This window comes from Mycobacterium sp. RTGN4 (assembly GCF_033804635.1).
Lineage (GTDB): Bacteria > Actinomycetota > Actinomycetes > Mycobacteriales > Mycobacteriaceae > Mycobacterium.
Genome location: NZ_JAPZLB010000001.1, coordinates 544,489 through 566,660, shown reverse-complemented (window position 1 = coordinate 566,660; position 22,172 = coordinate 544,489). Strand labels below are relative to the sequence as shown.

The following is a 22,172-nucleotide window of genomic DNA, read 5'->3' as shown; positions in this document are numbered from 1 at the left end:
TGCACGCCGTGTCCACCTCTCTCGCGGTCGTCCGGTTGGATCGCGACCTCCCCATGCCTGCCAGGGCTCACGATGGTGACGCTGGCGTCGACCTCTACAGCGCCGTCGACATCGAGCTCGCGCCAGGTCGACGCGAGTTGGTCCCGACGGGCATCGCCGTTGCCATCCCACACGGGATGGTGGGGCTGGTGCATCCGCGCTCGGGATTGGCTACCCGCGTTGGGCTTTCGATCGTGAACACCCCAGGCACCATCGACGCCGGCTACCGCGGGGAGGTCAAGGTGACACTGATCAACCTCGACCCAGACCTACCGATCACCGTGCGACGCGGTGATCGGATCGCACAGTTGTTGGTACAACGGGTCGAACTGCCCGAGTTGGTCGAGGTGACGTCATTCGACGAGGCCGGACTGGCCGACACCTCCCGTGGCGAGGGCGGCCACGGTTCCTCCGGCGGACACGGGAGTCTGTAGATGGCATTCGGCAAGCGCAAGCACGGCAAAGAAGACACGGCCGACGAGCAGGGTGGCGCGGACGACCGCGGCAAACCGGCCAGTGGCCAGGCGGGGGAGGTCGCGCCCGCGGCCGGTGACGAGTTCGACGGGCCGTTCGACATCGACGACTTCGACGATCCGGCGGTGGCGACACAGGGTCGTCACGACCTCGGCTCGGTGCTGATCCCCGTCGACGAGACCGCCGAACTGGCGGTCGAAGTGAACCAAGAAGGCGTCCCCACCATGGTGTGGATGGTGACGCCCAACGGGCGCTACAACTTCACCGCGTACGCCGCACCGAAGACCGGCAGCCTGTGGCGCGAGGTGGTAACCGAGGTCGCGGATTCGTTGCGCAAGGAGGCCGCCCAGGTCACCATCGAGGACGGCCCGTGGGGGCGCGAGGTCGTCGGGGTCATGACGAACGGTCCGGAACCCACGGTCATGCGCTTCATCGGCGTCGACGGCTACCGCTGGATGATCCGAGGCGCAGCCGTCGGCAGCCCGGAAAGCGCCGACGCGATTGCCGATGACGTGCGAAAGGCCATGGCGGACACGGTTGTTCGTCGAGGCGAGACGCCGATGCCAGTGCGCTATATGCTTCCGCTCCAGTTGTCCGAGTCGCTCGTCACGCGGCTGCGGGCCAGGGCCGAGCAGATGGTGGCCGAACAGGGCACCGACTCGCCCGAGCCGCCGCAGCCTCCGCAGCCCGCGGCCAGGCGTTCCGAGCAGGGCTCGGCGATGCAGCAGCTCCGCACCATCACGGGTGGGTGAAGCTGGGTGGGTCAGTGACCCAGGTGAGTCAGTGCTCGACCTCTAGCAGCGCATCCACGCAGGCCGCGCCGAGCGCGCTCGCATCGGCTCCCAACTCGTCCAGCGTGATCGTCCGCAGCGCCGCGTGCGGTGCCGCGGCAACCCACTCGAAGGCCACCTCTACGGGATGGACCAGATCGCCTGTCGCGGCGACCACCCCCATCGGAACGTCAAGCGTCGCCAGTTCGTCCGAAGTTGGGGCGACGTAGTGCGCGGCTTCGTCCATCGCGTCGGGTAGCGCGGGCCACTGGCCCACCCATGACCGGGTGAGCTCGTCGGCCAGCCAGGCCGGACTCGAGGCACGCATCTGGGCGATCGCCGAGGCCAGCCCATCGCGCCGAAGAACGTCCGCCGAATACTTCGCCGCCATCGCGGCCGGTGCGGCCTCGGGTGGGCCGGTCCACGCCGGCAGCGCGGCGAGCACCCCGACTGCGTGCGACGGGTGAGCCAGTGCCCACGCGACGGCCACCGCGGCGCCGATCGACACGCCGCCGACCGCGATGGGACCGGTGCGGGCGGCCTCGTCGAGCGCGCGTCGATACCCGGCGACGAGGTGCTGTGGCTCGGGGGCGGGGGTGACTACCGTGGCGGCGCAGCCGTGCAACGCGGAGGAAAAGGCCCGGTAGACGTAGTCGTCGTCCGATCCTGTTCCGGGCAGCAGGACCACTGTGACGCCGCGCAGACTGACGGTCATCTGTTGATCGTGCCGGGTCGGCGGGCTCATGTGGCAGCCGACACGTCGACGCGACACGACGTGCGGTTGGGCCGCGTGGAAAAAGGGAACCCAAGGGTCTACCGTGGCGTTGGTTATAGCGGAGTCCACGGTGGACTCGCAGAGGGGCAGGAGAGCCCATGGCTACGGCCGAAGGTTATCTGCGCCGGCTGACACGCCGGCTGACGGAGGACCCCGAACAACGTGACGTCGACGAGCTCACCGACGAAGCCGCTAACACGGGCGCGCAGAAGGCCATCGATTGCCGGCGCGGTCAGGAAGTGACGATGGTCGGCACGTTGCGCTGCGTGGAGACCAATGCCAAGGGTTGTGCGGGCGGCGTGCGCGCTGAACTGTTCGACGGCACCGACTCGGTGATGCTGGTGTGGCTGGGGCAACGCCGCATCGCCGGCATCGAGTCCGGACGCACGCTGCGCGTCCACGGACGACTCGGCAAGTTGGAGAACGGCTCGAAGGCCATCTACAACCCCCACTACGAGATCCAGAAGTGAATGACCCCGAAAAGGGGATCACGGACGACGTAGAGCGTGACCCGGTTGGGTCGCCCGACGAACCCGAACAGAAGCTGGACGGCCGTGCGCTGCTGGAGCAGATGGGCGGCTTCAGCGGCCTGATCTACTCGTCGTTGCCGGTGCTGGTCTTCGTTCCGGTGTCCACCAAATTCGGGCTGATGCCCGCAATCTACGCGGCGCTCGGCGTGGCCACTCTCGTGCTGATTTGGCGACTGATCCGACGAGAGTCGTTGCAGCCGGCCATATCCGGCTTCTTCGGCGTCGGAATCAGCGCGCTCATCGCCTACGTGGTGGGGGAGTCCAAGGGTTACTTCCTGCTGGGCATCTGGTCGTCGCTGATCTACGCCGCGGTATTCGCGGTGAGCGTCCTGATCCGGCGGCCGATCGTCGGCTACGTGTGGGCCTGGGTCAACGCCCGCGACCGCGACTGGCGCGGAGTACGCAAGGCGGTACTTGCCTTCGATCTGGCCACCCTTGCGTGGGTACTGGTGTTCGGGGCGCGCTACCTCGTCCAACATCGGCTCTACGACGCCGACGAGACCGGTCTGCTCGGCGTGACTCGCATCGCCATGGGCTGGCCGCTGACCGCCGTTGCGGCGCTGGTGACCTACCTGGCGATCCGGACGGCCCAACGTGCCATGCACGCACACGAGTCGGAGCAGGACGACGTGTCCGTCGAGCCCCGAACGGACTGACACCCCTGAGCGGCGCTCCCCAAGCGGACAGTGCGACCGATCGTCCACTCATCGCGGTCGCCGTGCTGGCATCCTTCGTGGCGTTCCTGGACGGCTCTGTCGTCAACCTGGCCCTTCCCGCGATCGGCCGCGAGCTCGGTGGCGGCCTTGCGCTGCAGCAATGGGTGATCGATGGATACCTGCTCGCGCTCGGGGCGCTCATCCTGGTCGCCGGGGCGGTGTCGGATCAGTACGGCAGGCTCAGGGTGCTTCGGGCGGGGCTGGGGATCTTCGCGGGCGCGTCGCTGTTGTGTGCGGTTGCGCCTACGGGATGGGTGCTGGTCGCCGCGCGCTGTCTTCAAGGTGTCGGTGCGGCTTTCTTGGTGCCGAGCTCGCTGGCGATGATCAATTCCCGGTTCAGCGATGCGCGGCAGGCCAGCGCCATCGGAACCTGGACCGCGTGGACCGGCACGGCGTTCGTCGTCGGGCCACCTCTTGGGGGCGTGCTGGTCGACGCGTTGAGTTGGCGCTGGGTGTTCGGGCTCAACGTTGTGCCGGTCGCCGTCACGCTCTACCTGGCGACCAAATTGTCTTCGGCGGGGGCGGGGGAGTCCGGCGCACGGCGCGAGGCGCGCATCGACGGCGTCGGCGCCGCATTGGCCGCCGTCGGCCTCGCTGCGACGGTGTACGCGCTGATCGAGGTGCAGCGCCTCGGCCCGTCCAATCCCGCCGTGCTCGCTGGACTGGGGTCTGGAGTCGCGTGCCTGGTCGCCTTCCCGTGGTGGGAACGCCGCACGGCGAATCCCATGCTGCCCCTTCAGCTGTTCGGCGAGCGGAACTTCGCCGTGGGCAATCTGGCCACCGTGTTCTTCTACGCTGCGGTATCGCTCGGCATGCTCAGCATCGCCCTGTTCCTTCAGGAGGCGGTCGGGCTGACGGCCACGCAGGCGGGCCTTGCCACCCTTCCGATGCCGGTGCTCTCGTTCCTGCTGGCCCGACCGTTCGGCACTCTGGCAGGCAGGCATGGGCCTCGGCTCTACATGGCCGCGGGCCCCGTCGTCGCCGCAGGCGGGTTTCTGTTGATGGCGATGTCGTTGCAGCAGCGCGACACGTTCGACTTCTGGACACAGGTGCTGCCCGGCGTACTCGTCTTCGGGTTCGGCCTTTCGATGACCGTATCGCCGCTGACGGCGGCCGTACTCGCCGCAGTCCAGCCCGCCCAGAGCGGCATCGGATCGGCGGTCAACAACGCAGTCTCGCGCATCGCAGGCCTGGTCGCGGTGGCCCTGATGGGGATAATCGTAGGCGGCGCAATGGATTTCGATGGATTTCGACGGACCGTTCTGGTGGCTGCGGTGTTGTTCGCGATCGCCGGGCTCTGCTCGGCACTGGGCATCAGCAACGCCCGCCACGGGGCTGGGCACGGCTCGGCCCAGTCACCCCCGCGCGCGCTCGGGTGGCACTGAGCTCAGCGTGAGTGGAGTAGCACCTCGCGCAGCTGCTCCTCGACGTCGGCGACCGCAACGAACAACAGTTCGTCGCCGCCCTCCAACGGCTCGTCGTCCTCGGGGACGATCACGCGGGCCCCCCGCAGGATCGTCACCAGCACTGCGTCACGCGGGAGTTCCAGCCTCTTGACGGCCTTTCCGCCCCACGGGGTGTCGTCGGGCAGCGTGATCTCGACAAGGTTGGCCTGGCCCTTGCGGAAGCTCATCAGCCGCACCAGGTCACCGACGGACACCGCTTCCTCGACGAGCGAGGCCAGCATCCGCGGTGTGGAGACCGCCACGTCGACGCCCCAATTCTCGTCGAACAGCCACTCGTTACGCGGATCGTTGACCCTGGCGACCACGCGTGACACCGCGAACTCCGTCTTGGCGAGCAGGCTCAGCACGACATTGGCCTTGTCGTCGCCGGTCGCGGCGATCACGACGTCGAAGTCCTCGAGCTTGACCGACTCGAGCAGGCTCAACTCGCACGCGTCGCCCAGCCGCCAGTGCGCGGCCGGGATGGCGTCGACGTCGACGTGAGCGGGGTCGCGTTCCAGCAGCGTCACCTCATGGTTGGCGACAAGTTCTCGTGCGATGGACCGGCCGACTGCCCCGGCCCCTGCGATGACGACCTTCATGGGTTCCTCACCGCTCCTCGACGTCGTCGGCGGGCGGCAGCGCAGCGATTGCCATTGCTTCGGCCACGCGGCCGGAGATTGCGGCGAGGTACACCTGATCGCTGGCCTGGATGACAGTCTTGGGCTCGGGTAGCAGTCCGCCGCCGAAGCGGATCATGAACGCGACGCGTCCGCCGGTGGCGGCCTCCAGTGCGGTCACCCGGTGTCCGACCCACTCCTCGTGCAGCGCCAACTCGGCCACGGCGACGTTGCCCGAAGGATCGCGCCACTTCGTCGTTTCCGATTCTCGGGTCAGCACGTTCAGCAGCCGGTCGGTGGTCCATGGCACCGTCGCCACCGTGGGGATGCCCAGCCGCTCGTATACCGCGGCGCGTTTGGCGTCGTAGATACGGGCCACCACGCGCTCGACGCCGAACGTCTCGCGAGCCACCCGCGCCGAGATGATGTTGGAGTTGTCGCCCGACGACACCGCGGCGAAGGCTCCAGCCTCCTCGATACCCGCCCGCAGCAGCACGTCGCGGTCGAAACCCATGCCGAGCACGCGCTCGCCGGGAAACTCGGGGGACAGTCGGTGAAATGCCGTGCTGTCGCGGTCGATGACGGCAACTTCGTGGCCCACCCGGGCCAGTCCGTCCGACAACGACGCGCCGACTCGGCCGCATCCCATCACTACAACACGCACGCGTCGGTCCTTCCAGCGGTCGTTCAGCATCAGATTGTCGCGAACCTGAGCACACGGAACGCTACAGCCATTCGTCCATACGCTTACTCTTGGCAGTCGTGTCCAAGCTATCGACCGTCGCGCGCCGGCTGGTCCTGGGAAGGCCGTTCCGCAGCGATGCGATGGGCCATACGTTGCTGCCCAAGCGGATCGCGCTGCCAGTGTTCGCGTCCGACGCGTTGTCGTCGGTCGCCTACGCACCCGAGGAAGTCTTCCTGGTGCTCTCGGTCGCCGGGTTGAGCGCCTACTCGATGGCACCGTGGATCGGGCTGGCGGTGGCGGCGGTCATGCTCGTCGTGATCGCGAGCTACCGGCAGAACGTGCACGCCTATCCGTCCGGCGGCGGCGACTACGAGGTGGTGACCACCAACCTCGGCGGTACTGCCGGGCTCACGGTCGCGAGTGCACTGCTGGTCGACTACGTGCTGACCGTTGCGGTCTCGATGTCGTCGGCGATGTCCAACATCGGGTCGGCGGTGCCGTTCATCGCGCAGCACAAGGTGATGTTCGCGGTCGGCGCCATCCTGCTGCTCGCGGCGTTGAATCTGCGCGGTATCCGGGAGTCGGGCACTGCCTTCGCGATCCCTACCTACGCCTTCATGGTCGGCATGTTCATCATGCTCGGCTGGGGTTTCTTCCAGATCCTGGTTCTCGACCATCCCTTGAAAGCTGAGTCCGCGCAGTTCCACATGCACGCCGAGCACGGCGACATACTTGGGTTCGCGTTGATCTTCCTGGTGGCGCGGGCGTTCTCGTCGGGCTCTGCCGCATTGACCGGCGTCGAAGCCATCAGCAATGGTGTGCCCGCCTTCCGGAAACCCAAGTCGCGCAACGCGGCAACGACACTTCTGCTACTTGGGTTGATCTCGGTGACGCTCTTTATCGGCATGATCATGCTGGCAAAGGAGACCGGCGTACAGATGGCGGAACGCCCGGCCGAGCAACTGGTCGGCGCGCCGCCCAACTACCACCAGAAGACGTTGGTCGCGCAGCTCGCTGACGCCGTGTTCCACAATTTCGGCCCAGGGCTGTTCCTCATCGCACTGGTGACCGCGCTGATCCTCGTGCTGGCCGCCAACACGGCGTTCAACGGTTTCCCGGTGCTCGGCTCGATCCTCGCCCAGGACCGCTACCTGCCCCGCCAATTGCACACGCGAGGGGATCGACTGGCGTTCTCGAACGGCATTCTCTTCCTGGCCTTCGCCGCCATTGCCTTCGTGGTGGCCTTCCGGGCCGAGACCACGGCGCTGATTCAGCTGTACATCGTCGGTGTGTTCGTGTCGTTCACGCTCAGCCAGATCGGCATGGTCCGGCACTGGACACGACTGCTGCGTGCGGAACCCGACGCCGCAGAGCGCCGCAGGATGCAGCGGTCCCGCGTCATCAACACGGTCGGCCTGCTCTGCACCGGGACGGTGCTGGTCGTGGTCGTGGTGACGAAGTTCCTGGCCGGGGCGTGGATCGCGATCCTTGCGATGGGCGCGCTCTTCCTCATCATGAAGTTGATCCACAAGCACTACGACACCGTGGCGCGCGAACTCCACGCTCGCGAGGCGGAGGACGAGGACATCGTGCTGCCCAGCCGCAACCACGCCGTGGTGCTGGTGTCGAATCTGCACAAACCCACCCGCCGCGCGCTGGCCTACGCCAAGGCCACCCGACCCGATGTGCTGGAGGCCATCACCGTCAGCGTCGACGACGGCGAGGCCCGAGCGCTGGTGCACAAGTGGGAGGACAGCGACGTGACGGTGCCGCTGAAGGTCATCGCGTCGCCCTACCGTGAGATCACCCGTCCCATACTGGATTACGTCAAGCGGATCACGAAGGAGTCGCCACGCACGGTGGTCACCGTGTTCATCCCCGAGTACGTCGTCGGACACTGGTGGGAACAGGTGCTGCACAACCAGAGCGCGCTTCGGCTGAAGGGGCGGTTGCTCTTCGAACCGAACGTGATGGTCACTTCTGTTCCGTGGCAACTGAACTCGTCCGAGCGGCTCAAGACGCTGGAGCCACAGTCGGCTCCAGGTGATGCGCGCAGGGGCTTCCTAGATTGACGAGCTCTGAGCAATTGATCTTGACCACGGGCCCTCCGGCCAACGGTGGTAGCTGCGTCGCCCACCACGAGGGTCGGGTGGTGTTCGTGCGCCATGCCCTACCTGGGGAGCGGGTGCGGGTGCGCGTTACCGCCGAGCGCGGAAGCCATTGGCACGCAGAGGTCGTCGAGGTGCTCGATCCATCGCCTGACCGCATTGACTCGCTGTGCCCGATCGCCGGTGTCGACGGCGCGGGGTGCTGCGACCTGGCCTTCGCCGAGCCCGACGCGGCGCGCAGGCTCAAGGCCGACGTGGTGGCCAACCAGCTGGCGAGGCTCGGTGGGTACGAGTGGGCGGGGGTGGCCGAGCCGGTCGGGTCCATCGAGGCCACCGGATGGCGCACCAGGGTGCGGCTGGACACCGGTCACGATGGTCGCGTGGGGTATCACCGCTACCACAGTCCCGACCTGGTGACGACGCTGTCCTGTGCCCAGGTGCCGTCGGGCATGTTGGACGGGCTCGACGAAGGGCGCTGGCCGGCCGGTGCGCAACTGCACGTCGCGCTCGACGATGACGGCCAGCGGCACGTGGTGCGGACCGGGCCAAAAGCGGGCCGTAAGACCGCTCCCACCCAGGTCGTCGAGGGCAGCTACGAGGCCGTGCAACGCGTGGGCAGCCGGACGTGGCAGGTGCCGGTCACCGCGTTCTGGCAGGCCCATCGCGACGCCGCCCGCGTCTACAGCGGCCTGATCGCCGAATGGGCACAGCTGAGTCCAGGTCAGACCGCGTGGGACTTATACGGCGGCGCAGGGGTTTTCGCTGCAGTGCTCGCACAGGAAGTCGGTGAGTCGGGACGGGTTGTCACCGTTGACACTTCACGTGGCTCCGCTCGCGCGGCGCGCACTGCGCTGGCGGACCTGGGCTGGGTCGACGTCGTCACCGATTCAGTGCGCCGCGCGTTGAACTCGCAACCGCGGCGTGCCGACGTCGCGGTGCTTGACCCGCCGCGCACCGGCGCAGGCCGTGAAGTCGTCGACCTGCTGGCCGGTGCCGGAGTGCCACGCATCATCCATATCGGTTGTGAAGCAGCATCTTTCGCGCGCGACGTCAGCCTGTACCGGGGCCACGGCTACACGGTCGAGGAGGTTCGGGTATTCGACTCGTTCCCGCTGACCCATCACGTGGAATGCGTTGCGGTGCTCAGCCGGTCGTGACGGCGAAGTGGCGTTGCAGCCGCCGATGGCGATGGCTGAAGAGCGCGCCCACGCCCGCCGCGACCAGCGGGGTCGACAGCCTCAACCCGGCCCTCAGCCGGAAGCTGACGCGGTCGTGGACGACGGATGCCATAGCGCCTTCTGGCGTGACCGTCCGCTCGTGACGCCACAGGCTCATCGAGAGCATCGTGGACTCCTCGCGAAACCGCCGTCCCGGTTCGAGTTCGGCGATGGTGAGGTGGTCGTAGTCGAACGGCAGCACGCCGCCCAGCCGAAGCCATGCCCTGCCGATGGGGATGCCGACCGGCACGTTGTCGACGGTCAGGGAATCGGCGCCACGCGGCATGGACATCGTCATGACCGGCCGCAGTTCGTCGTTGATGCCTTCTGGGGTCACCACGCGCTGCCATACCTCTTCGGCGGGCGCGGCCACGACGGTCCGACGTTCGATGACAGTCGGTGCCTTCGTCGACGGCATGGTGAACAAGTTAGGCCGCATTCGCGCTCTCATGTGGGCTACGTCGTCGCGGCCGCACTCTAGGATTTGGTCGATGCCCGTGCGTCAGCGTCTGCTCAGCCGAGGTTCGTGGCCCGAGGCGCGGCGCCTGACCGAGGTGCTGCGCCGCGAGACAGTCGGCGGCGTACTGCTGCTCATCGCCGCGGCCGCCGCCTTGGGGTGGGCCAACTCGCCGTGGGCGCACCTGTATCGCGAACTGTCCGAGGTCATGATTGGTCCGGAGTCGCTCCACCTACGGTTGTCCATCGCTTCGTGGGCGGCCGACGGATTGCTCGCGATCTTCTTCTTCGTCGTCGGGCTCGAACTCAAACGCGAGTTCGTAGCCGGCGACCTGCGCGATCCGGCCCGTGCCGCGCTGCCGATCGCGGCTGCCGTCGGCGGGATGATCGTGCCCGCCGCGATCTTCATCGGGATCAATCTGGCGACGGGTCACCCCGAGACGGTCGACGGGTGGGCGGTACCGATAGCGACCGACATCGCGTTCGCCTTGGCCGTGCTGGCCGTGCTCTCGAGCCATCTGCCCGCCGCGTTGCGAACTTTTCTGCTGACACTGGCGGTCGTCGACGACCTCCTGGCCATCACGATCATCGCGGTGTTCTATACCGACCACCTCTCGGTCGGGCCGTTGGCACTTGCGCTGATTCCGGGCGGGTTGTTCGCGTTGGCGGTCCAGCGCGGGGTGCGGCACTGGTGGGTATTGGTCCCCTTGGCGGTCGTCACGTGGGCGTTGGTGCACGCCAGCGGTGTGCACGCGACGGTCGCCGGGGTCGTGCTGGGCTTCACCGTGCCGGTGCTGGGTCGACACGCGATCGCCGAGCACTTCGAACACCTGCTGCGGCCTTTGTCGGCCGGCTTCGCGGTGCCGGTGTTCGCCTTCTTCGCCGCAGGAGTAACCGTCGGCGGGTTGTCGGGGCTCGGCGACGCGCTGCTGCATCCGGTAACGCTCGGCGTGCTCGTCGGTCTGGTGGTCGGAAAACCGGTGGGCGTGATGCTCACCACTTACCTGCTGGCGAGGTTCACCGGCGCGACCCTGGACGAAGACTTGGCCTGGCGTGACGTTTTCGGAGTGTCGTTGCTCGCTGGTATCGGATTCACCGTCTCCCTGCTGATAGGGGAGTTGGCCTTCGGTTACGGAACGGTGGCGGGCGCCGACGCCAAGATCGGCGTCCTTGCCGGATCGGTGGTCGCCGGAGTGCTGGCCGCGGTGGTCCTGGCCAGCCGCAACGCCGCTTACCGGCGCATTCAGGAGCGTGAACTCGCCGACTCCGACCACGACGGTGTGCCCGATGTCTACGAACCTTGACAGGACTGCCGCCGGAACCCGTGCGTAAACTAGCGGGATGCTCGAACAGATCCGCGGCCCCGCTGATCTGCAGCACCTTTCCCAATCTCAGCTAACGGAACTGGCTGGTGAGATCCGCGAGTTCCTGATCCACAAGGTCGCTGCCACCGGTGGACACCTGGGGCCCAACCTCGGCGTCGTCGAGCTCACGTTGGCCCTGCATCGAGTCTTCGACTCGCCACATGACCCGATCATCTTCGACACCGGCCACCAGGCGTACGTGCACAAGATGCTGACGGGGCGGTCCCCGGAATTCGACAGCCTGCGCAAGAAGGGCGGGCTGTCGGGATATCCATCGCGTGCCGAGAGCGAGCACGACTGGGTCGAATCCAGCCACGCGAGCGCCGCGTTGTCCTACGCCGACGGCCTTGCGAAGGCCTTCGAACTGAACGGACATCGCAACCGGCACGTGGTCGCCGTCGTGGGTGACGGCGCGCTCACCGGCGGAATGTGTTGGGAGGCCCTGAACAACATCGCCGCCCAACGTCGACCCGTCGTGATCGTGGTCAACGACAACGGTCGCAGCTACGCGCCGACCATCGGCGGGTTCGCCGACCACCTCGCGGCGCTACGGCTGCAGCCGGGCTACGAGCGGATCCTCGAAGAGGGTCGCAAGGCCGTGCGGAACGTGCCGCTCATCGGCGAGCTCTGCTACCAGTGCATGCACAGCGTCAAGGCCGGCATCAAGGACGCCTTGTCTCCGCAGGTCATGTTCACCGACCTCGGGCTGAAGTACGTCGGGCCCATCGACGGTCACGACGAACACGCGGTCGAGATGGCCCTGCGCCACGCCCGCGGCTTCAACGCGCCGGTGATCGTGCACGTCGTCACCCGAAAGGGCATGGGCTACGGCCCGGCCGAGTCCGACGAGGCCGAGCAGATGCACTCCACCGGGGTCATCGACCCGCTCACCGGGTTGTCGGCGGCGGTGTCGGCGCCCGGGTGGACGTCGGTGTTCTCCGACGAACTGATCACGCTCGCCAAGAAACGCCGCGACGTCGTCGCCATCACCGCGGCGATGCCGGGGCCGACGGGGCTCAGTGCGTTCCGGCAGCGGTACCCCGATCGGTTCTTCGACGTGGGCATCGCCGAGCAGCACGCGATGACGTCGGCGGCCGGCCTCGCGATGGGCGGTATGCATCCCGTCGTCGCGATCTACTCGACGTTCCTCAACCGCGCGTTCGATCAGCTGATGATGGACGTCGCGATGCACAGCCTGCCCGTCACGATGGTGCTGGACCGCGCAGGTGTCACCGGACCCGACGGCGCCAGCCACAACGGTGTGTGGGACCTCTCGATGCTTGGGATCGTGCCAGGCATGCGGGTCGCCGCGCCGCGCGACGGCGCGCGACTGCGCGAGGAACTCGGCGAGGCGCTCGACGTCAAGGACGGACCCACTGCCATTCGGTTCCCGAAGGGTGATGTGGGAGTGGACATCCCGGCGATCGAGCGACGGTCGGGTGTCGACGTGCTCGCGGTACCGGCGGACGGCCTGTCCGAAGACGTGCTGTTGGTGGCCGTCGGACCGTTCGCGGTGATGGCACTTTCAGCGGCTGAGCGCCTGCGCAACCAGGGCATCGGCGTGACGGTCGTCGACCCGCGGTGGGTGCTTCCAGTGCCCGAGGCGATCGGAGCATTGGCCACCGCGCACAAGCTGGTCGTCACGCTCGAGGACAACGGCGTGCACGGAGGTATCGGGTGCTCGGTGTCGGCGGCCTTGCGCGCCAACGAGATCGACGTGCCCTGCCGTGACGTGGGGGTGCCGCAAGAGTTCCTGGCGCATGCCTCGCGCAGTGAGGTGCTCACCGAAGTCGGGCTCACCGACCAAAACGTCGCCCGCCAGATCACCGGCTGGGTCGCCGCGCTCGGTGCCGCAGTTGGCGATCACGTCGCCCACGAGGTCGACTAGTCCGGTGCGCATCGGCCCACCAGTGCCGGTGCTGCGCATGTTCGACGTTGATGCGACGCTCGACTTCTACTGCGGTTACCTGGGTTTCACCAAGGACTGGGAACATCGCTTCGAGCCGGGGTTTCCGCTCTACGTTCAGGTAAGCCGGTCCGAGGCGGTCATCCACCTGTCCGAACACTACGGCGACGGCAGCCCGAATACCGTGCTGTGGATTCCGGTCGACGACGTCGCGGCGCTGAACGCCGAGTTGCTCGGTCGGAAGCACGGGTACTCCAGGCCGGGTATCGAACCCGGAGGCCCCGGCGGCCCCACAATGACCGTCATCGACCCGTCCGGAAACCATCTGCGGTTCGCTCAGCCGGAGTGACGGGCCGTCCCAGCCAGCGGTAAGTCGGGGGAGACGCCTGACCGGCGTTGTTACGCTGGCGAAGTGGACGACGGCAACGAGCGAGGCGAGCCGAATCTGACGGCGACCAGCTGGGCGCTGCTCGGCATGCTGTCTTATGAGCACGAGCTCTCGGGCTACGACATCCGCAAGTACATCGACTGGAGCATGCGGTTCTTCTACGGGAGCCCGGCCTACAGCCAGATCTACTCCGAATTGAAGAAGCTGGAACAGCTGAGCTTGGTGACCTCGAGGGTGGATCACTCAGGTGGTGCGCGTAGCCGCAGGCTCTACAAGATCACCGAATCCGGGCTGGACGCGGTGACGCGATGGGCCGACGAGGCGCCGGTCGACCCGCCGATGCTCAAGCACGGCCCGCTACTGCGGGTCACGTTCGGCCACTTGACCAATCCGACTCGGCTCAAGGAGATCCTCGCCGAACACGTGGCGTACGCCGAAGACATGCAGCGCAAGGCCGCCAAGGACGCCCGCTGGTCTGCAGCGGACCCGGCATGGGCGTACGCGCGGGTCGCACTCCAGTGGGCCGAGCGCTACTACGCGAACGAGCGCGAGCTGGCGCTGAAGATGATCAAGGATCTCGACGAGGCCGAGGCGATCTTCCCGGCTGAGGTCGGGCGCCGCGAAGTGCCATGGCCCGCACCGGAATTCTGGTACGAGATCGAGCAGAAGGCCGACGCCGAGGATCAGGATTAGCTCCGGATTGATTCCTCAGCGCGTGGCCGCGTCCATCGCGGCGACGTAGCCGAACACCAACCCCTGCGCGATCGTTGCGCCGGCACCCGGGTAGCTCGCGCCGAACGCGTTGGCTGCGGTGTTACCGATCGCGTAGAGCCCGTCGATCGCCGTCCCGTCCTCACGGAGCACCCGCGCCCGCTCGTCGGCGCGCAATCCGCCGCAGGTGCCGAGATCGCTCAGCACCATCTTGACCGCGTAGAACGGGCCTTGCTCCAGGGGGCGGAGGTTGGGGTTCGGTGTGATCGTGGGGTCGCCGTAGTACCGATCGTAGGCGCTTTCGCCGCGGTGGAAGTCGCCGTCGATCCCGGCATGCGCAGCTTCGTTGAACGTACGCATCGTCTCGGCGAACCGTGGCTCGGGGACGGCGATCCGTCGGCCCAATTCGACGAGTGTGTCGGCGCGGCAAGCGATTCCGGCGTCATACCAGGGCCGGGGAATCGCCATGCGCGGGAACAGTTCAGCGGCGAACACGTAGCCGTTGCGATACTTCTGGTCGAACACGATCCACATCGTCTCGACGGGCCTGCCCGCACGTTCGAGTTCGAGCACGCGCTGCCCGAACGACATGTAGTCGGTCGACTCGTTGATGAATCGATCGCCGTCCTGGTTGACGATCAGCGACCCGGGCAACGAGCGTTCGGCGAGCATGACGGCGGGCGGCCGGTCGGGCAGCGGGGCCACCGCGGGAAACCACCAGGCCTGGTCCATCAGGTCCAGTCCCGCGCCGACGTCCTGCGCAACCCGGATCGCGTCGCCGGTGTTGGTTTCGGCGCCAAGGCTGAGCCCGGATCCGAGCGCATTGGACTGGAACTTCCAGCGCAGCTCCATGTCGTGGTCGAAGCCACCCGCGGCCAGCACCACCCCGCGGCCCGCCGTCACGGTGATCCGCCTGCCGTCGTGGTCGACGACCGCCCCAGTCACGTGACCACCATCTTCGACGAGCTCGACCAGCGAGGTGTCCGTCCAGATGGGAATCCCGGCGTCGAGCACGCCACTGAAGAGGCCAGCGGCGAGGGCCTGGCCGCCCGCGGCGTAGCGCCTGCCCAGCAAGAGCCCGCCGACGCCCTGGGCGAGTCGCTTCGCGATGGTCGGAATGCCCTTGCGCGGCACCCTGGCCATCAAGTTCATCCAGCGGTAGTCGGCCCCGGTGGTCGGCATCGGCACCTTGGCCTCCAACACGCCGGGACGCAGCCGGGTGAGATATTCGCCGAGCACCGACGTATCCAGCGGTCGGCACTCGCACGTCCGCCCTGCTGCGCTGCCACCGGGGGCCTCGGGGTGGTAGTCGGAGTAATCCCTGGCCCAGAACAGCTTCATCGGAGTGGTCCGGCGCAGCATGTCCACGGTTGCGGTCAGCTGGTCGACGAAGCGTTCGCTGCGCTCACTCGGTGCGGTATCGCCCACCACTGAACGCAGGTACGTCTTGGCCCGTTCCGCGTTGTCGCCGGCACCCGCCTCGCTCAGCACCGGGCTTCCGGGCAACCACAGCGCACCGCCCGATCGAGCGGTCGAACCGCCGACGTACGACGACTTCTCCACGATGAGCACCGACAGTCCGGCGTCGTGCGCGGCGAGCGCAGCGGCCATGCCGGTCCCGGAACCCACCACGACCAGGTCGACGGTGGTGTCGGCGACGGTCAGCCCGGTCGGGATGGTCATGCTGGGTGCGGTCACATTCGCTGACGTTAGGCCTCGTTGGCGGGAAAACCGATCGAAGTTCCTGATGAGCGGAACACTGCTCTGTTCTCGTCGCGGCATCAGCGGTTCAATCGAGGAAGCAGCCCACTGAGCACATTAGGCACCTAGGACGGTCGTGACATGACACTGCAGGCGCACACCGACGACATCCGGTTCATCGAAGCCGACGCCGCACCAACGCGGTTCGCGCGCGGCTGGCATTGCCTTGGTCTGATCAAGGACCTCGGCGACGGTACGCCCCATGCCGTCAACGCCTTCGGTCAGCGGCTTGTCGTGTTTCGCGGTTCGGACGGTCGGATCAACGTGCTCGACGGGTACTGCCGACACATGGGTGGCGACCTCACGCAGGGCACGGTCAAGGGCAACGAGATCGCGTGCCCGTTCCACGACTGGCGCTGGGGTGGCGACGGGCGATGCAAGAACGTGCCGTATGCCCGCCGGGTGCCGAGGCTGGCGCGCACCGCGACGTGGACGACGATGCAGCAGGACGGAATGTTGTTCGTATGGAACGATCCGGAGGGCAACGCGCCGCCGGAACAGGTGACCATACCGCGCATCGAGGGTGCGACGAGCGACGACTGGACCGACTGGCACTGGTACACCACCGTCGTCCACACCAACTGTCGCGAGATCATCGACAACGTTGTGGACATGGCGCACTTCTTCTACGTACACGGCTCGCTACCAACGGAATTCAAGAACATCTTCGAAGGACATGTCGCGACCCAGTACATGAACGGCGGCTCGCGGCCCGACCTCGGTGGAACGGAGGGGGCGGCCATGCTCGGCACCACCTCAGTGGCGTCCTACTATGGCCCATCCTTCATGATCGACGACCTGGTCTATCACTATGCCGAGGCCGACCACCACACGGTGCTCATCAACTGCCACTATCCGATCGACGCGAATTCCTTTGTGCTGCAGTACGGCATCATCGTCAAGAAATCCGAAGCACTACCAGCGGACGAGGCCATGCAGACCGCGATCAGCCTTGGTGAGTTCGTCAAGATGGGCTTCGAGCAGGACGTGGCCATCTGGCGCACGAAGGCCAGGATCGACAATCCACTGCTCGTCGAGGAGGACGGGCCGGTGTATCAACTTCGGCGTTGGTACGAGCAGTTCTACGTCGACGCGGCCGACGTGACTGCCGATATGGTGGACCGGTTCGAATTCGAGCTCGACACGACCACGCCCACCGAGCACTGGAACGCCGAGATCGAGGCCAACCTGGCGGCCGGAACGGCGCCGTGAGCGTCCGCGCCGACAACCGGCTGGACGACGCTCCGATGGTCGCCGTCGAATGCCGGCGTTGCGCGGCAACGGTGTTGGTGCGCAAGAGCAGTCGGCATCAGACCAGCATTCAGTGGAGCGCGGCCGCGCATCAAGCCTGCCCGGAGCGGCAGGCGGCGGACATGATCTCGGCGCACGGACCGCGTGGGGTATTCCTTGCGTGCGCCGAGATCAAGGGTTCCATCGCCGACGCCGTACGCCGCGGGGACGTGAGCGTGGTCGATGACGCGGTCGCGCTTCCGACCGGCCCGTAGCGCTCAGGCGTACTGCAGCGCAACACCATTGCGTAGTGGCCGCGCCTGCTGAAGCGTCGGCGTGACTCGGCGCGGTCCGTCCTCGACGTCGCGCCAGATGTTCATCGCCGCCATCCGCAGCGGTGCGACGAGGCGCTGATCGAACGTGACGTGGCTCATCGGTCCACACACGGACACCGCCGCGACGGCACCGCCCATTTCACCGCCCATGTCACCGATGGGGGCTGCCACGCAACCGAATCCAACCAACGACTCCTCCCGGTCGAAGGCCACGCCGTGCGAGCGGACCTTGTCGAGTTCCTGCCGCAGCTGTGCGGGGGTGCCGACCGAGTACCTGGTGCGCCGGGCGGAGAAGTCGACGGATTGTGCACGCTCGGAATATGCCAACATGGCCTTGCCCACGGCGGTGCACTGCGCAGGTTGGCGGCCGCCGACCCTGGTCGGAATGGCAGCGACCATCCGATTGCCGATCTTCTCCAGGTACACCACGTCGGAGCCGTCGAGCACGGCCAGGTGCACCACCAAACCGGTCGCGCGATGCAGTTCGTGCAGTAGTGGGGTGGCGGCGCGGTGCAAGCGATCCTGGTGCACGGCAAGCGAACCCAGCTCGACGAGGCGCATGCCCAGTTCGTAGTCGTGGCCGTTGCGTCGGAGCCATCGCAACGCGACCAGCCGTTCGAGCATGCGGTGCGCAGATGAGCGGGGCAGTCCGGTGCGCCGTACGAGCTGCGCGAGGGTGAGCCGACCGGGGCCGTCGAAGGCTTCCAGGACCAGCGACACCCGATCGATGACGGCAGTGGGCGTAGTGGGTTCCTGGCGTTCCGCGGTCACGGTCATGGCGTCTCCTCGGGGTGGCACACGATATGCCTATTAGTAATATAGCTATTTGTAGCATAGGAGGGTGGCCGCTGTCACTCGCGATTTTTGGAGTTTTTTCGGCGCCTACCGCCGCAAAGACTCCACAAATCGCAGGGAAGCCCTAGGCCTTGGCGGCTGCGCGGCCCGCTCGGCGCCCGTAGAAGCTGCCATCGCCGAGTGAGATGCCGCTGGCATAACCCCACGCGGCCAGCCCCGCGGTGCAGCGACCTGCCGCAAAGAGCCCGGGTATCGGCTGACCCGCGACGTGCAGCACCTCGCCGTCCAGGGTGGTCTGCAGCCCCCCGAGGGTGAAGCCTGCGCAACTGGCGCGCAGATCGATGGCACCGACGGGCGTGCCGATGGGCTTGAGCCATTCGCGCTTCTTGTGCAGCAGCGGATCATCGCCACGCGTGGCGGCGGCGTTGTAGGTGTCGACCGTCGCTTGCAAGGACCCTGGCGGAAGGCCGATTTCGGCTTCGAGTTCGGCGACGGTGTCGCATACCCAGGTCGCGGGTCGCTTGAGGAACGGTGTCGCCGACGTGGCGGCCATCGCTTCTTCTTGCGCGTCACCGTCGATGATCAGGTAGGCGGTGTCGTCCTGGTGGTACAGCGTCACCTGTCCGATGCGGCCCGAGTACATGTCCTCGGCGACATAGCGTTGACCCCGCCCGTTGACGAGGATGCCCCGGACGGTCTGCTGCGGGTCGATCAGAAAGGCCACCTCGGTGGCATCCATGTGGGCCAGATCGGCACCGAGCGCCTGCGCCATCCGGATGGACTGCCCGTCGTGCTGCTCGATCGACGCGGCCGGACGACCGGCCAGTCGCGGCGCGTACTGCATCACCATTGCGTCGTTGTACGCGAAGCTGCCCGACGCCAGCATGACGCCGCGGCGCGCCCTGACGGCGAGTCGCTTGCCGTACTGATGGGCGATAAGTCCCACCACTCGGCCGTCGGCCGCCACAACCAACGACTCCGCCCTGAGGTCGTAGCAGGCCCGCACACCAAGCGCGGTCGCGGTGTCGACCAACGGCTTCATCAGCATGTAGCCGCCGCTCTTCTCACCCGCCTGTTTGTCGGCCATCTGTGGGACGTGGCCGCGCGGAGCGGGTTCCGCGACGGTATTGAACGGGAAGGCGTTCTCGCCGCCGGTGAACATCAGGCCTTGGTCGCCTGGGGGCTCCCAGCCTGGCTCACCCCAGAACTCGGCCTTGAACGGGACGCCGCAGCCGACCAGCCAGTCGTAGTGCTCGACGCTGCCCGCGCAGTAGTCGTCGATTCGACGTTCGTCGGCACCGGGACCCATTGCGACGTTCAGGAAGGCCTTCATATTCTCGGCCGAATCCTGGTAACCGCAAGCCTTCTGAAGTGCAGTGCCGCCACCGAGGTAGATGAATCCACCTGCCATCGCCGCCGCACCGCCCCACCCTCCGGTGCGTTCGACGACGAGCACGTCGGCACCGGCCGAGCCGGCCTCGACCGCTGCGGCCGCGCCCGCGATGCCGTACCCGGCGATCACCACGTCGGCTTCGAGGTCCCAGGTGTGAACGTCGTCCGCCGACGTGGGGTAGACGTCGGTCACGGCCGCATCGCCGCGGGAAGATCGCTCACCCATTCGTGACCCCAATAGCTGTCGGCGGTGATTTCCTCTGCCGTGTAATGGTTTTCGTCGACCCGCGTGCCTTCGGTGCCGAACTCGATGTCCCAGTCGCCTGGCGCTCGCACGTAGAACGACACCATCTTGTCGTTCGTGTGGCGTCCCAGGGTGGACGACAGTTGGAAGCCGTCCTTGTTGACCCGATCGAGCGCCTGCCCAACGGCGTCGAGCGTGTCGACCTCCACCATCAGGTGAATCAGGCCAGGGTCACGCTGAGTGGCCGCCGGACAGATTGCCAGGCTGTGATGTCGCTCGTTGAGGCCGAGGAAGCGCACGCGCAGCGCGCCGAACTCAGGTGGCGCAGGCACCCGAAAGGCGCCACGGGGGAGGAAACCCAATGTCTGCGTGTAGAAGTCGAACAGGCCAGGGAAATCGACCGCAGGCAGCACGACGTGTCCCAGCCCCTGGGCTCCGGTCACGAACCTGGCACCGAACGGCGTCACTACCGGGCTGTGGTCGAGCACCGCCCCGTGGAAGACCTCGACCGAGTTGCCCGCCGGGTCGTCGAACGCGATGACCTCCTCGACGCGACGGGCATCGGCCTCGGCCAGCGACAGTTCCTTGACGGGGAGGCCCGCCACGTCCAGGGCGGACTTCACGCGGGCAAGCGCCGCGCCGTCGCGCACCTCCCACCCCACCGTGACGATCCGGTCGACGGCACCTGGGACGACGATGATGCGGGCTGGGCGTTCGTCCATGCGGAGGTACAGCGCATCCGGATCCGGGCCGTCACCCTCCGCGAAGCCCAGCACGCCGAAGGCGAAGCGCCGCCACCGATCCATGTCGGTGGCTTGGATCTTGACGTAGCCGAGGCTCTTCAAGTCAGGCATGGCGGCTCAGATCAACGCCCGCAGTGGACCCTGCGGGTCGACACCGAACGAACTCAGCGCCGACGCGTGGTACGTGGTGCCCGGGGTGTGGATGGCGTGCGCCATGCCCGCATGCGCATCGCGCCAATAGCGTTGTAGCGGCTTGTCCATGCGCAGCGCGTTGCCGCCGGAGCGGGCGAATATCTGATCGACGGCAGCCACCGCGCGCCAGACCGCCCGGACCTGTGACCGGCGTACGGCAGCACGCTGCTCGAAGCTGATGTCCCGCCCGGCATCGACGGCGTCGTACACCTTGTCGACGTTGGCCAGCAACGCCTGGCGCGACGCGTCGATCTCGGCGGCCGCCTCGCCGATGGAGTACAGCACGTACGGATCGTCCTTGATGGCCGTGCCCGCGGCGCCGACCCGCTCGCGCTGGTAGTCCAAGTGAGCGGCCAGCGCTCCCTCGCAAATGCCGATGGTGGCCGAGCTGATGCCAAGCGGGAACATCGTCGACCACGGCATCTTGTAGAGCGTCTTGGTCATGCCCGCCTCGAGTTGGGCGGTTCCGTCCATCACCTTCGTCCCGTCCATCGTGCGGTACGCGGGCACGAAGGCGTCCTTGACGATGACGTCCTTGGAGCCCGTGCCACGCAGTCCGACGACGTCCCAAGAGTCGGCGACGATCTCGTAGTCCTTACGGGGCAGGATCATGTGGAGGATCTGCGGCGGCATCACCGGTTTCCCGGCGGCGTCACCGACCATGGCGCCCAGAATGATCCAGTCGCAGGCGTCGGTCCCCGAACTGAACTGCCACCGACCGTTGAAGACGTACCCGCCGTCGGCGGGAACGGCAATGCCCTGTGGCGCGTAGGGCGACGCGATCCAGGTGTCGACGTCGTCGCCCCACACTTCCTGGGCGACGCGCGGGTCGGCGTAAGCGAACTGATATGGGTGAACGCCGACCACGCCGTTGACCCAACCCGCCGCCGGATCCAGTGCCGCGGTGGCCATCACGGTCTCAGCCCACTCGCGCGGGTGGACTTCCAGGCCGCCGTGGCCTTCGGGTTGCAGCAACCGGATGGAGCCGATCGACTTCATGCTCTTCACTGTGGCGTCGGGCAATTGGCCGAGCTTCTCGGCCTCGACGGCCTGTTCCTTGAACTGATCAGCCAGGTCCGCCACCCGGTCGATTACTCGCTCGCTCATCGTTGAGGTCCTAACTGTGTGGGCTGAGGAGAAGACTTACCCGATTCGAGTCTGGCCGGTCGGTTCGGTCCCGGTGAGTGGACCAACATTCTCGTCGCGACTGTGAACCTCGCGCCGAAATAACGAAATCGTCGTGACGTTCATACTCGGCGCGATCACGGAGGTTCGT

22 protein-coding genes are annotated in these 22,172 nt (G+C 67.0%); 13 read left to right on the top strand and 9 right to left on the bottom strand.

The features are described 5' to 3' along the window. The first annotated feature begins 8 nt into the window (after positions 1-8). Together dut and SLQ30_RS02720 are read left to right on the top strand one after the other, a co-directional pair. Positions 9-473, top strand: a complete 465-nt coding sequence (gene dut / locus SLQ30_RS02725; RefSeq protein WP_319445289.1) for a dUTP diphosphatase — start codon at positions 9-11, stop codon at positions 471-473. After that, positions 474-1,265, top strand: coding sequence for a DUF3710 domain-containing protein (locus SLQ30_RS02720; protein ID WP_319445288.1), 792 nt, complete (start codon positions 474-476; stop codon positions 1,263-1,265). It abuts the gene before it with no gap. A gap of 28 nt (positions 1,266-1,293) precedes the next feature. Here the strand turns inward: SLQ30_RS02720 and SLQ30_RS02715 are convergent, their stop codons facing one another. After that, a complete protein-coding gene (locus tag SLQ30_RS02715; protein WP_319445287.1) occupies positions 1,294-1,998 on the bottom strand; it encodes an alpha/beta hydrolase in 705 nt (234 codons plus the stop codon). A gap of 158 nt (positions 1,999-2,156) precedes the next feature. Between SLQ30_RS02715 and SLQ30_RS02710 the strand changes: the two genes are divergently transcribed. From SLQ30_RS02710 to SLQ30_RS02700, 3 genes are all read left to right on the top strand, one after another. Next, the gene (locus tag SLQ30_RS02710; RefSeq protein ID WP_319445286.1) at positions 2,157-2,528 is read left to right on the top strand and encodes an OB-fold nucleic acid binding domain-containing protein; all 372 of its coding nucleotides are present in this window, start codon (positions 2,157-2,159) and stop codon (positions 2,526-2,528) included. 101 nt (positions 2,529-2,629) lie between these two features. Further along, the gene (locus SLQ30_RS02705; protein ID WP_413467921.1) at positions 2,630-3,244 is read left to right on the top strand and encodes a DUF3159 domain-containing protein; all 615 of its coding nucleotides are present in this window, start codon (positions 2,630-2,632) and stop codon (positions 3,242-3,244) included. A gap of 62 nt (positions 3,245-3,306) precedes the next feature. Further along, a complete protein-coding gene (locus SLQ30_RS02700; protein ID WP_319445285.1) occupies positions 3,307-4,689 on the top strand; it encodes an MFS transporter in 1,383 nt (460 codons plus the stop codon). Between the two features lie 2 nt (positions 4,690-4,691). Here the strand turns inward: SLQ30_RS02700 and SLQ30_RS02695 are convergent, their stop codons facing one another. Beyond that, the gene (locus SLQ30_RS02695; RefSeq protein WP_319445284.1) at positions 4,692-5,351 is read right to left on the bottom strand and encodes a TrkA family potassium uptake protein; all 660 of its coding nucleotides are present in this window, start codon (positions 5,349-5,351) and stop codon (positions 4,692-4,694) included. A gap of 7 nt (positions 5,352-5,358) precedes the next feature. Beyond that, a complete protein-coding gene (locus SLQ30_RS02690; protein WP_319445283.1) occupies positions 5,359-6,033 on the bottom strand; it encodes a TrkA family potassium uptake protein in 675 nt (224 codons plus the stop codon). A gap of 98 nt (positions 6,034-6,131) precedes the next feature. Between SLQ30_RS02690 and SLQ30_RS02685 the strand changes: the two genes are divergently transcribed. Further along, positions 6,132-8,126 carry an APC family permease gene (locus tag SLQ30_RS02685; protein WP_319445282.1) on the top strand — a complete coding sequence of 665 codons (1,995 nt, stop codon included), beginning with the start codon at positions 6,132-6,134 and terminating at the stop codon, positions 8,124-8,126. Next, positions 8,123-9,319, top strand: a complete 1,197-nt coding sequence (locus SLQ30_RS02680) for a class I SAM-dependent RNA methyltransferase (protein WP_319445281.1) — start codon at positions 8,123-8,125, stop codon at positions 9,317-9,319. The genes SLQ30_RS02685 and SLQ30_RS02680 overlap by 4 nt, the downstream gene beginning before the upstream one ends. Here SLQ30_RS02680 and SLQ30_RS02675 read toward each other — a convergent pair. Next, entirely contained in the window at positions 9,306-9,797 is a 492-nt protein-coding gene (locus tag SLQ30_RS02675; RefSeq protein ID WP_319445280.1) for a hypothetical protein, read from the bottom strand. The genes SLQ30_RS02680 and SLQ30_RS02675 overlap by 14 nt on opposite strands. 73 nt (positions 9,798-9,870) lie before the next feature. Between SLQ30_RS02675 and nhaA the strand changes: the two genes are divergently transcribed. The 4 genes from nhaA to SLQ30_RS02655 all read left to right on the top strand — a co-directional run bounded on the left by nhaA (position 9,871) and on the right by SLQ30_RS02655 (position 14,186). After that, complete coding sequence (gene nhaA / locus SLQ30_RS02670; protein ID WP_319445279.1) at positions 9,871-11,139, top strand: Na+/H+ antiporter NhaA; 1,269 nt, start codon at positions 9,871-9,873, stop codon at positions 11,137-11,139. A gap of 37 nt (positions 11,140-11,176) precedes the next feature. Then, positions 11,177-13,087 (top strand): 1-deoxy-D-xylulose-5-phosphate synthase, encoded by a 1,911-nt coding sequence (dxs, locus tag SLQ30_RS02665; protein WP_319445278.1) that lies wholly within the window; start codon positions 11,177-11,179, stop codon positions 13,085-13,087. Between the two features lie 4 nt (positions 13,088-13,091). After that, positions 13,092-13,454, top strand: a complete 363-nt coding sequence (locus SLQ30_RS02660) for a glyoxalase superfamily protein (RefSeq protein ID WP_319445277.1) — start codon at positions 13,092-13,094, stop codon at positions 13,452-13,454. A 63-nt stretch (positions 13,455-13,517) separates the two neighbouring features. Further along, entirely contained in the window at positions 13,518-14,186 is a 669-nt protein-coding gene (locus tag SLQ30_RS02655) for a PadR family transcriptional regulator (protein ID WP_319445276.1), read from the top strand. A gap of 15 nt (positions 14,187-14,201) precedes the next feature. On the opposite strand, the gene SLQ30_RS02650 is transcribed toward SLQ30_RS02655, so the two are convergent. Continuing rightward, positions 14,202-15,902, bottom strand: a complete 1,701-nt coding sequence (locus SLQ30_RS02650; RefSeq protein WP_319445275.1) for a 3-ketosteroid-delta-1-dehydrogenase — start codon at positions 15,900-15,902, stop codon at positions 14,202-14,204. Between the two features lie 144 nt (positions 15,903-16,046). Between SLQ30_RS02650 and SLQ30_RS02645 the strand changes: the two genes are divergently transcribed. Further along, positions 16,047-17,177 (top strand): Rieske 2Fe-2S domain-containing protein, encoded by a 1,131-nt coding sequence (locus tag SLQ30_RS02645; RefSeq protein ID WP_319445274.1) that lies wholly within the window; start codon positions 16,047-16,049, stop codon positions 17,175-17,177. Beyond that, positions 17,174-17,470, top strand: coding sequence for a ferredoxin (locus SLQ30_RS02640; protein WP_319445273.1), 297 nt, complete (start codon positions 17,174-17,176; stop codon positions 17,468-17,470). Before SLQ30_RS02645 ends, SLQ30_RS02640 begins: the two co-directional genes overlap by 4 nt. A gap of 3 nt (positions 17,471-17,473) precedes the next feature. On the opposite strand, the gene SLQ30_RS02635 is transcribed toward SLQ30_RS02640, so the two are convergent. The 4 genes from SLQ30_RS02635 to SLQ30_RS02620 form a co-directional block, all read right to left on the bottom strand. Next, the gene (locus tag SLQ30_RS02635) at positions 17,474-18,307 is read right to left on the bottom strand and encodes an IclR family transcriptional regulator (protein ID WP_319445272.1); all 834 of its coding nucleotides are present in this window, start codon (positions 18,305-18,307) and stop codon (positions 17,474-17,476) included. A gap of 142 nt (positions 18,308-18,449) precedes the next feature. Further along, positions 18,450-19,943, bottom strand: a complete 1,494-nt coding sequence (locus SLQ30_RS02630) for an FAD-dependent oxidoreductase (protein ID WP_319445271.1) — start codon at positions 19,941-19,943, stop codon at positions 18,450-18,452. Next, on the bottom strand, positions 19,907-20,815 hold the full coding sequence (gene bphC, locus SLQ30_RS02625) for a biphenyl-2,3-diol 1,2-dioxygenase (protein WP_319445270.1): 909 nt from the start codon (positions 20,813-20,815) through the stop codon (positions 19,907-19,909). Before bphC ends, SLQ30_RS02630 begins: the two co-directional genes overlap by 37 nt. 6 nt (positions 20,816-20,821) lie before the next feature. After that, the gene (locus SLQ30_RS02620) at positions 20,822-22,003 is read right to left on the bottom strand and encodes an acyl-CoA dehydrogenase family protein (RefSeq protein ID WP_319445269.1); all 1,182 of its coding nucleotides are present in this window, start codon (positions 22,001-22,003) and stop codon (positions 20,822-20,824) included. Between the last annotated feature and the right edge of the window lie 169 nt (positions 22,004-22,172).

Excerpts from the sequence above, each read along its gene's own strand:
- SLQ30_RS02710 (WP_319445286.1), top strand. The coding sequence starts at position 2,157 with ATGGCTACGGCCGAAGGTTATCTGCGCCGGCTGACACGCCGGCTGACG.
- dxs (WP_319445278.1), top strand. The coding sequence starts at position 11,177 with ATGCTCGAACAGATCCGCGGCCCCGCTGATCTGCAGCACCTTTCCCAA.
- SLQ30_RS02695 (WP_319445284.1), bottom strand. The coding sequence starts at position 5,351 with ATGAAGGTCGTCATCGCAGGGGCCGGGGCAGTCGGCCGGTCCATCGCA.
- SLQ30_RS02630 (WP_319445271.1), bottom strand. The coding sequence starts at position 19,943 with ATGGGTGAGCGATCTTCCCGCGGCGATGCGGCCGTGACCGACGTCTAC.
- SLQ30_RS02635 (WP_319445272.1), bottom strand. The coding sequence starts at position 18,307 with ATGACCGTGACCGCGGAACGCCAGGAACCCACTACGCCCACTGCCGTC.
- SLQ30_RS02620 (WP_319445269.1), bottom strand. The coding sequence starts at position 22,003 with ATGAGCGAGCGAGTAATCGACCGGGTGGCGGACCTGGCTGATCAGTTC.
- SLQ30_RS02645 (WP_319445274.1), top strand. The coding sequence starts at position 16,047 with ATGACACTGCAGGCGCACACCGACGACATCCGGTTCATCGAAGCCGAC.
- SLQ30_RS02715 (WP_319445287.1), bottom strand. The coding sequence starts at position 1,998 with ATGACCGTCAGTCTGCGCGGCGTCACAGTGGTCCTGCTGCCCGGAACA.
- SLQ30_RS02705 (WP_413467921.1), top strand. The coding sequence starts at position 2,630 with ATGGGCGGCTTCAGCGGCCTGATCTACTCGTCGTTGCCGGTGCTGGTC.
- SLQ30_RS02720 (WP_319445288.1), top strand. The coding sequence starts at position 474 with ATGGCATTCGGCAAGCGCAAGCACGGCAAAGAAGACACGGCCGACGAG.
- nhaA (WP_319445279.1), top strand. The coding sequence starts at position 9,871 with ATGCCCGTGCGTCAGCGTCTGCTCAGCCGAGGTTCGTGGCCCGAGGCG.
- bphC (WP_319445270.1), bottom strand. The coding sequence starts at position 20,815 with ATGCCTGACTTGAAGAGCCTCGGCTACGTCAAGATCCAAGCCACCGAC.
- SLQ30_RS02675 (WP_319445280.1), bottom strand. The coding sequence starts at position 9,797 with ATGCCGTCGACGAAGGCACCGACTGTCATCGAACGTCGGACCGTCGTG.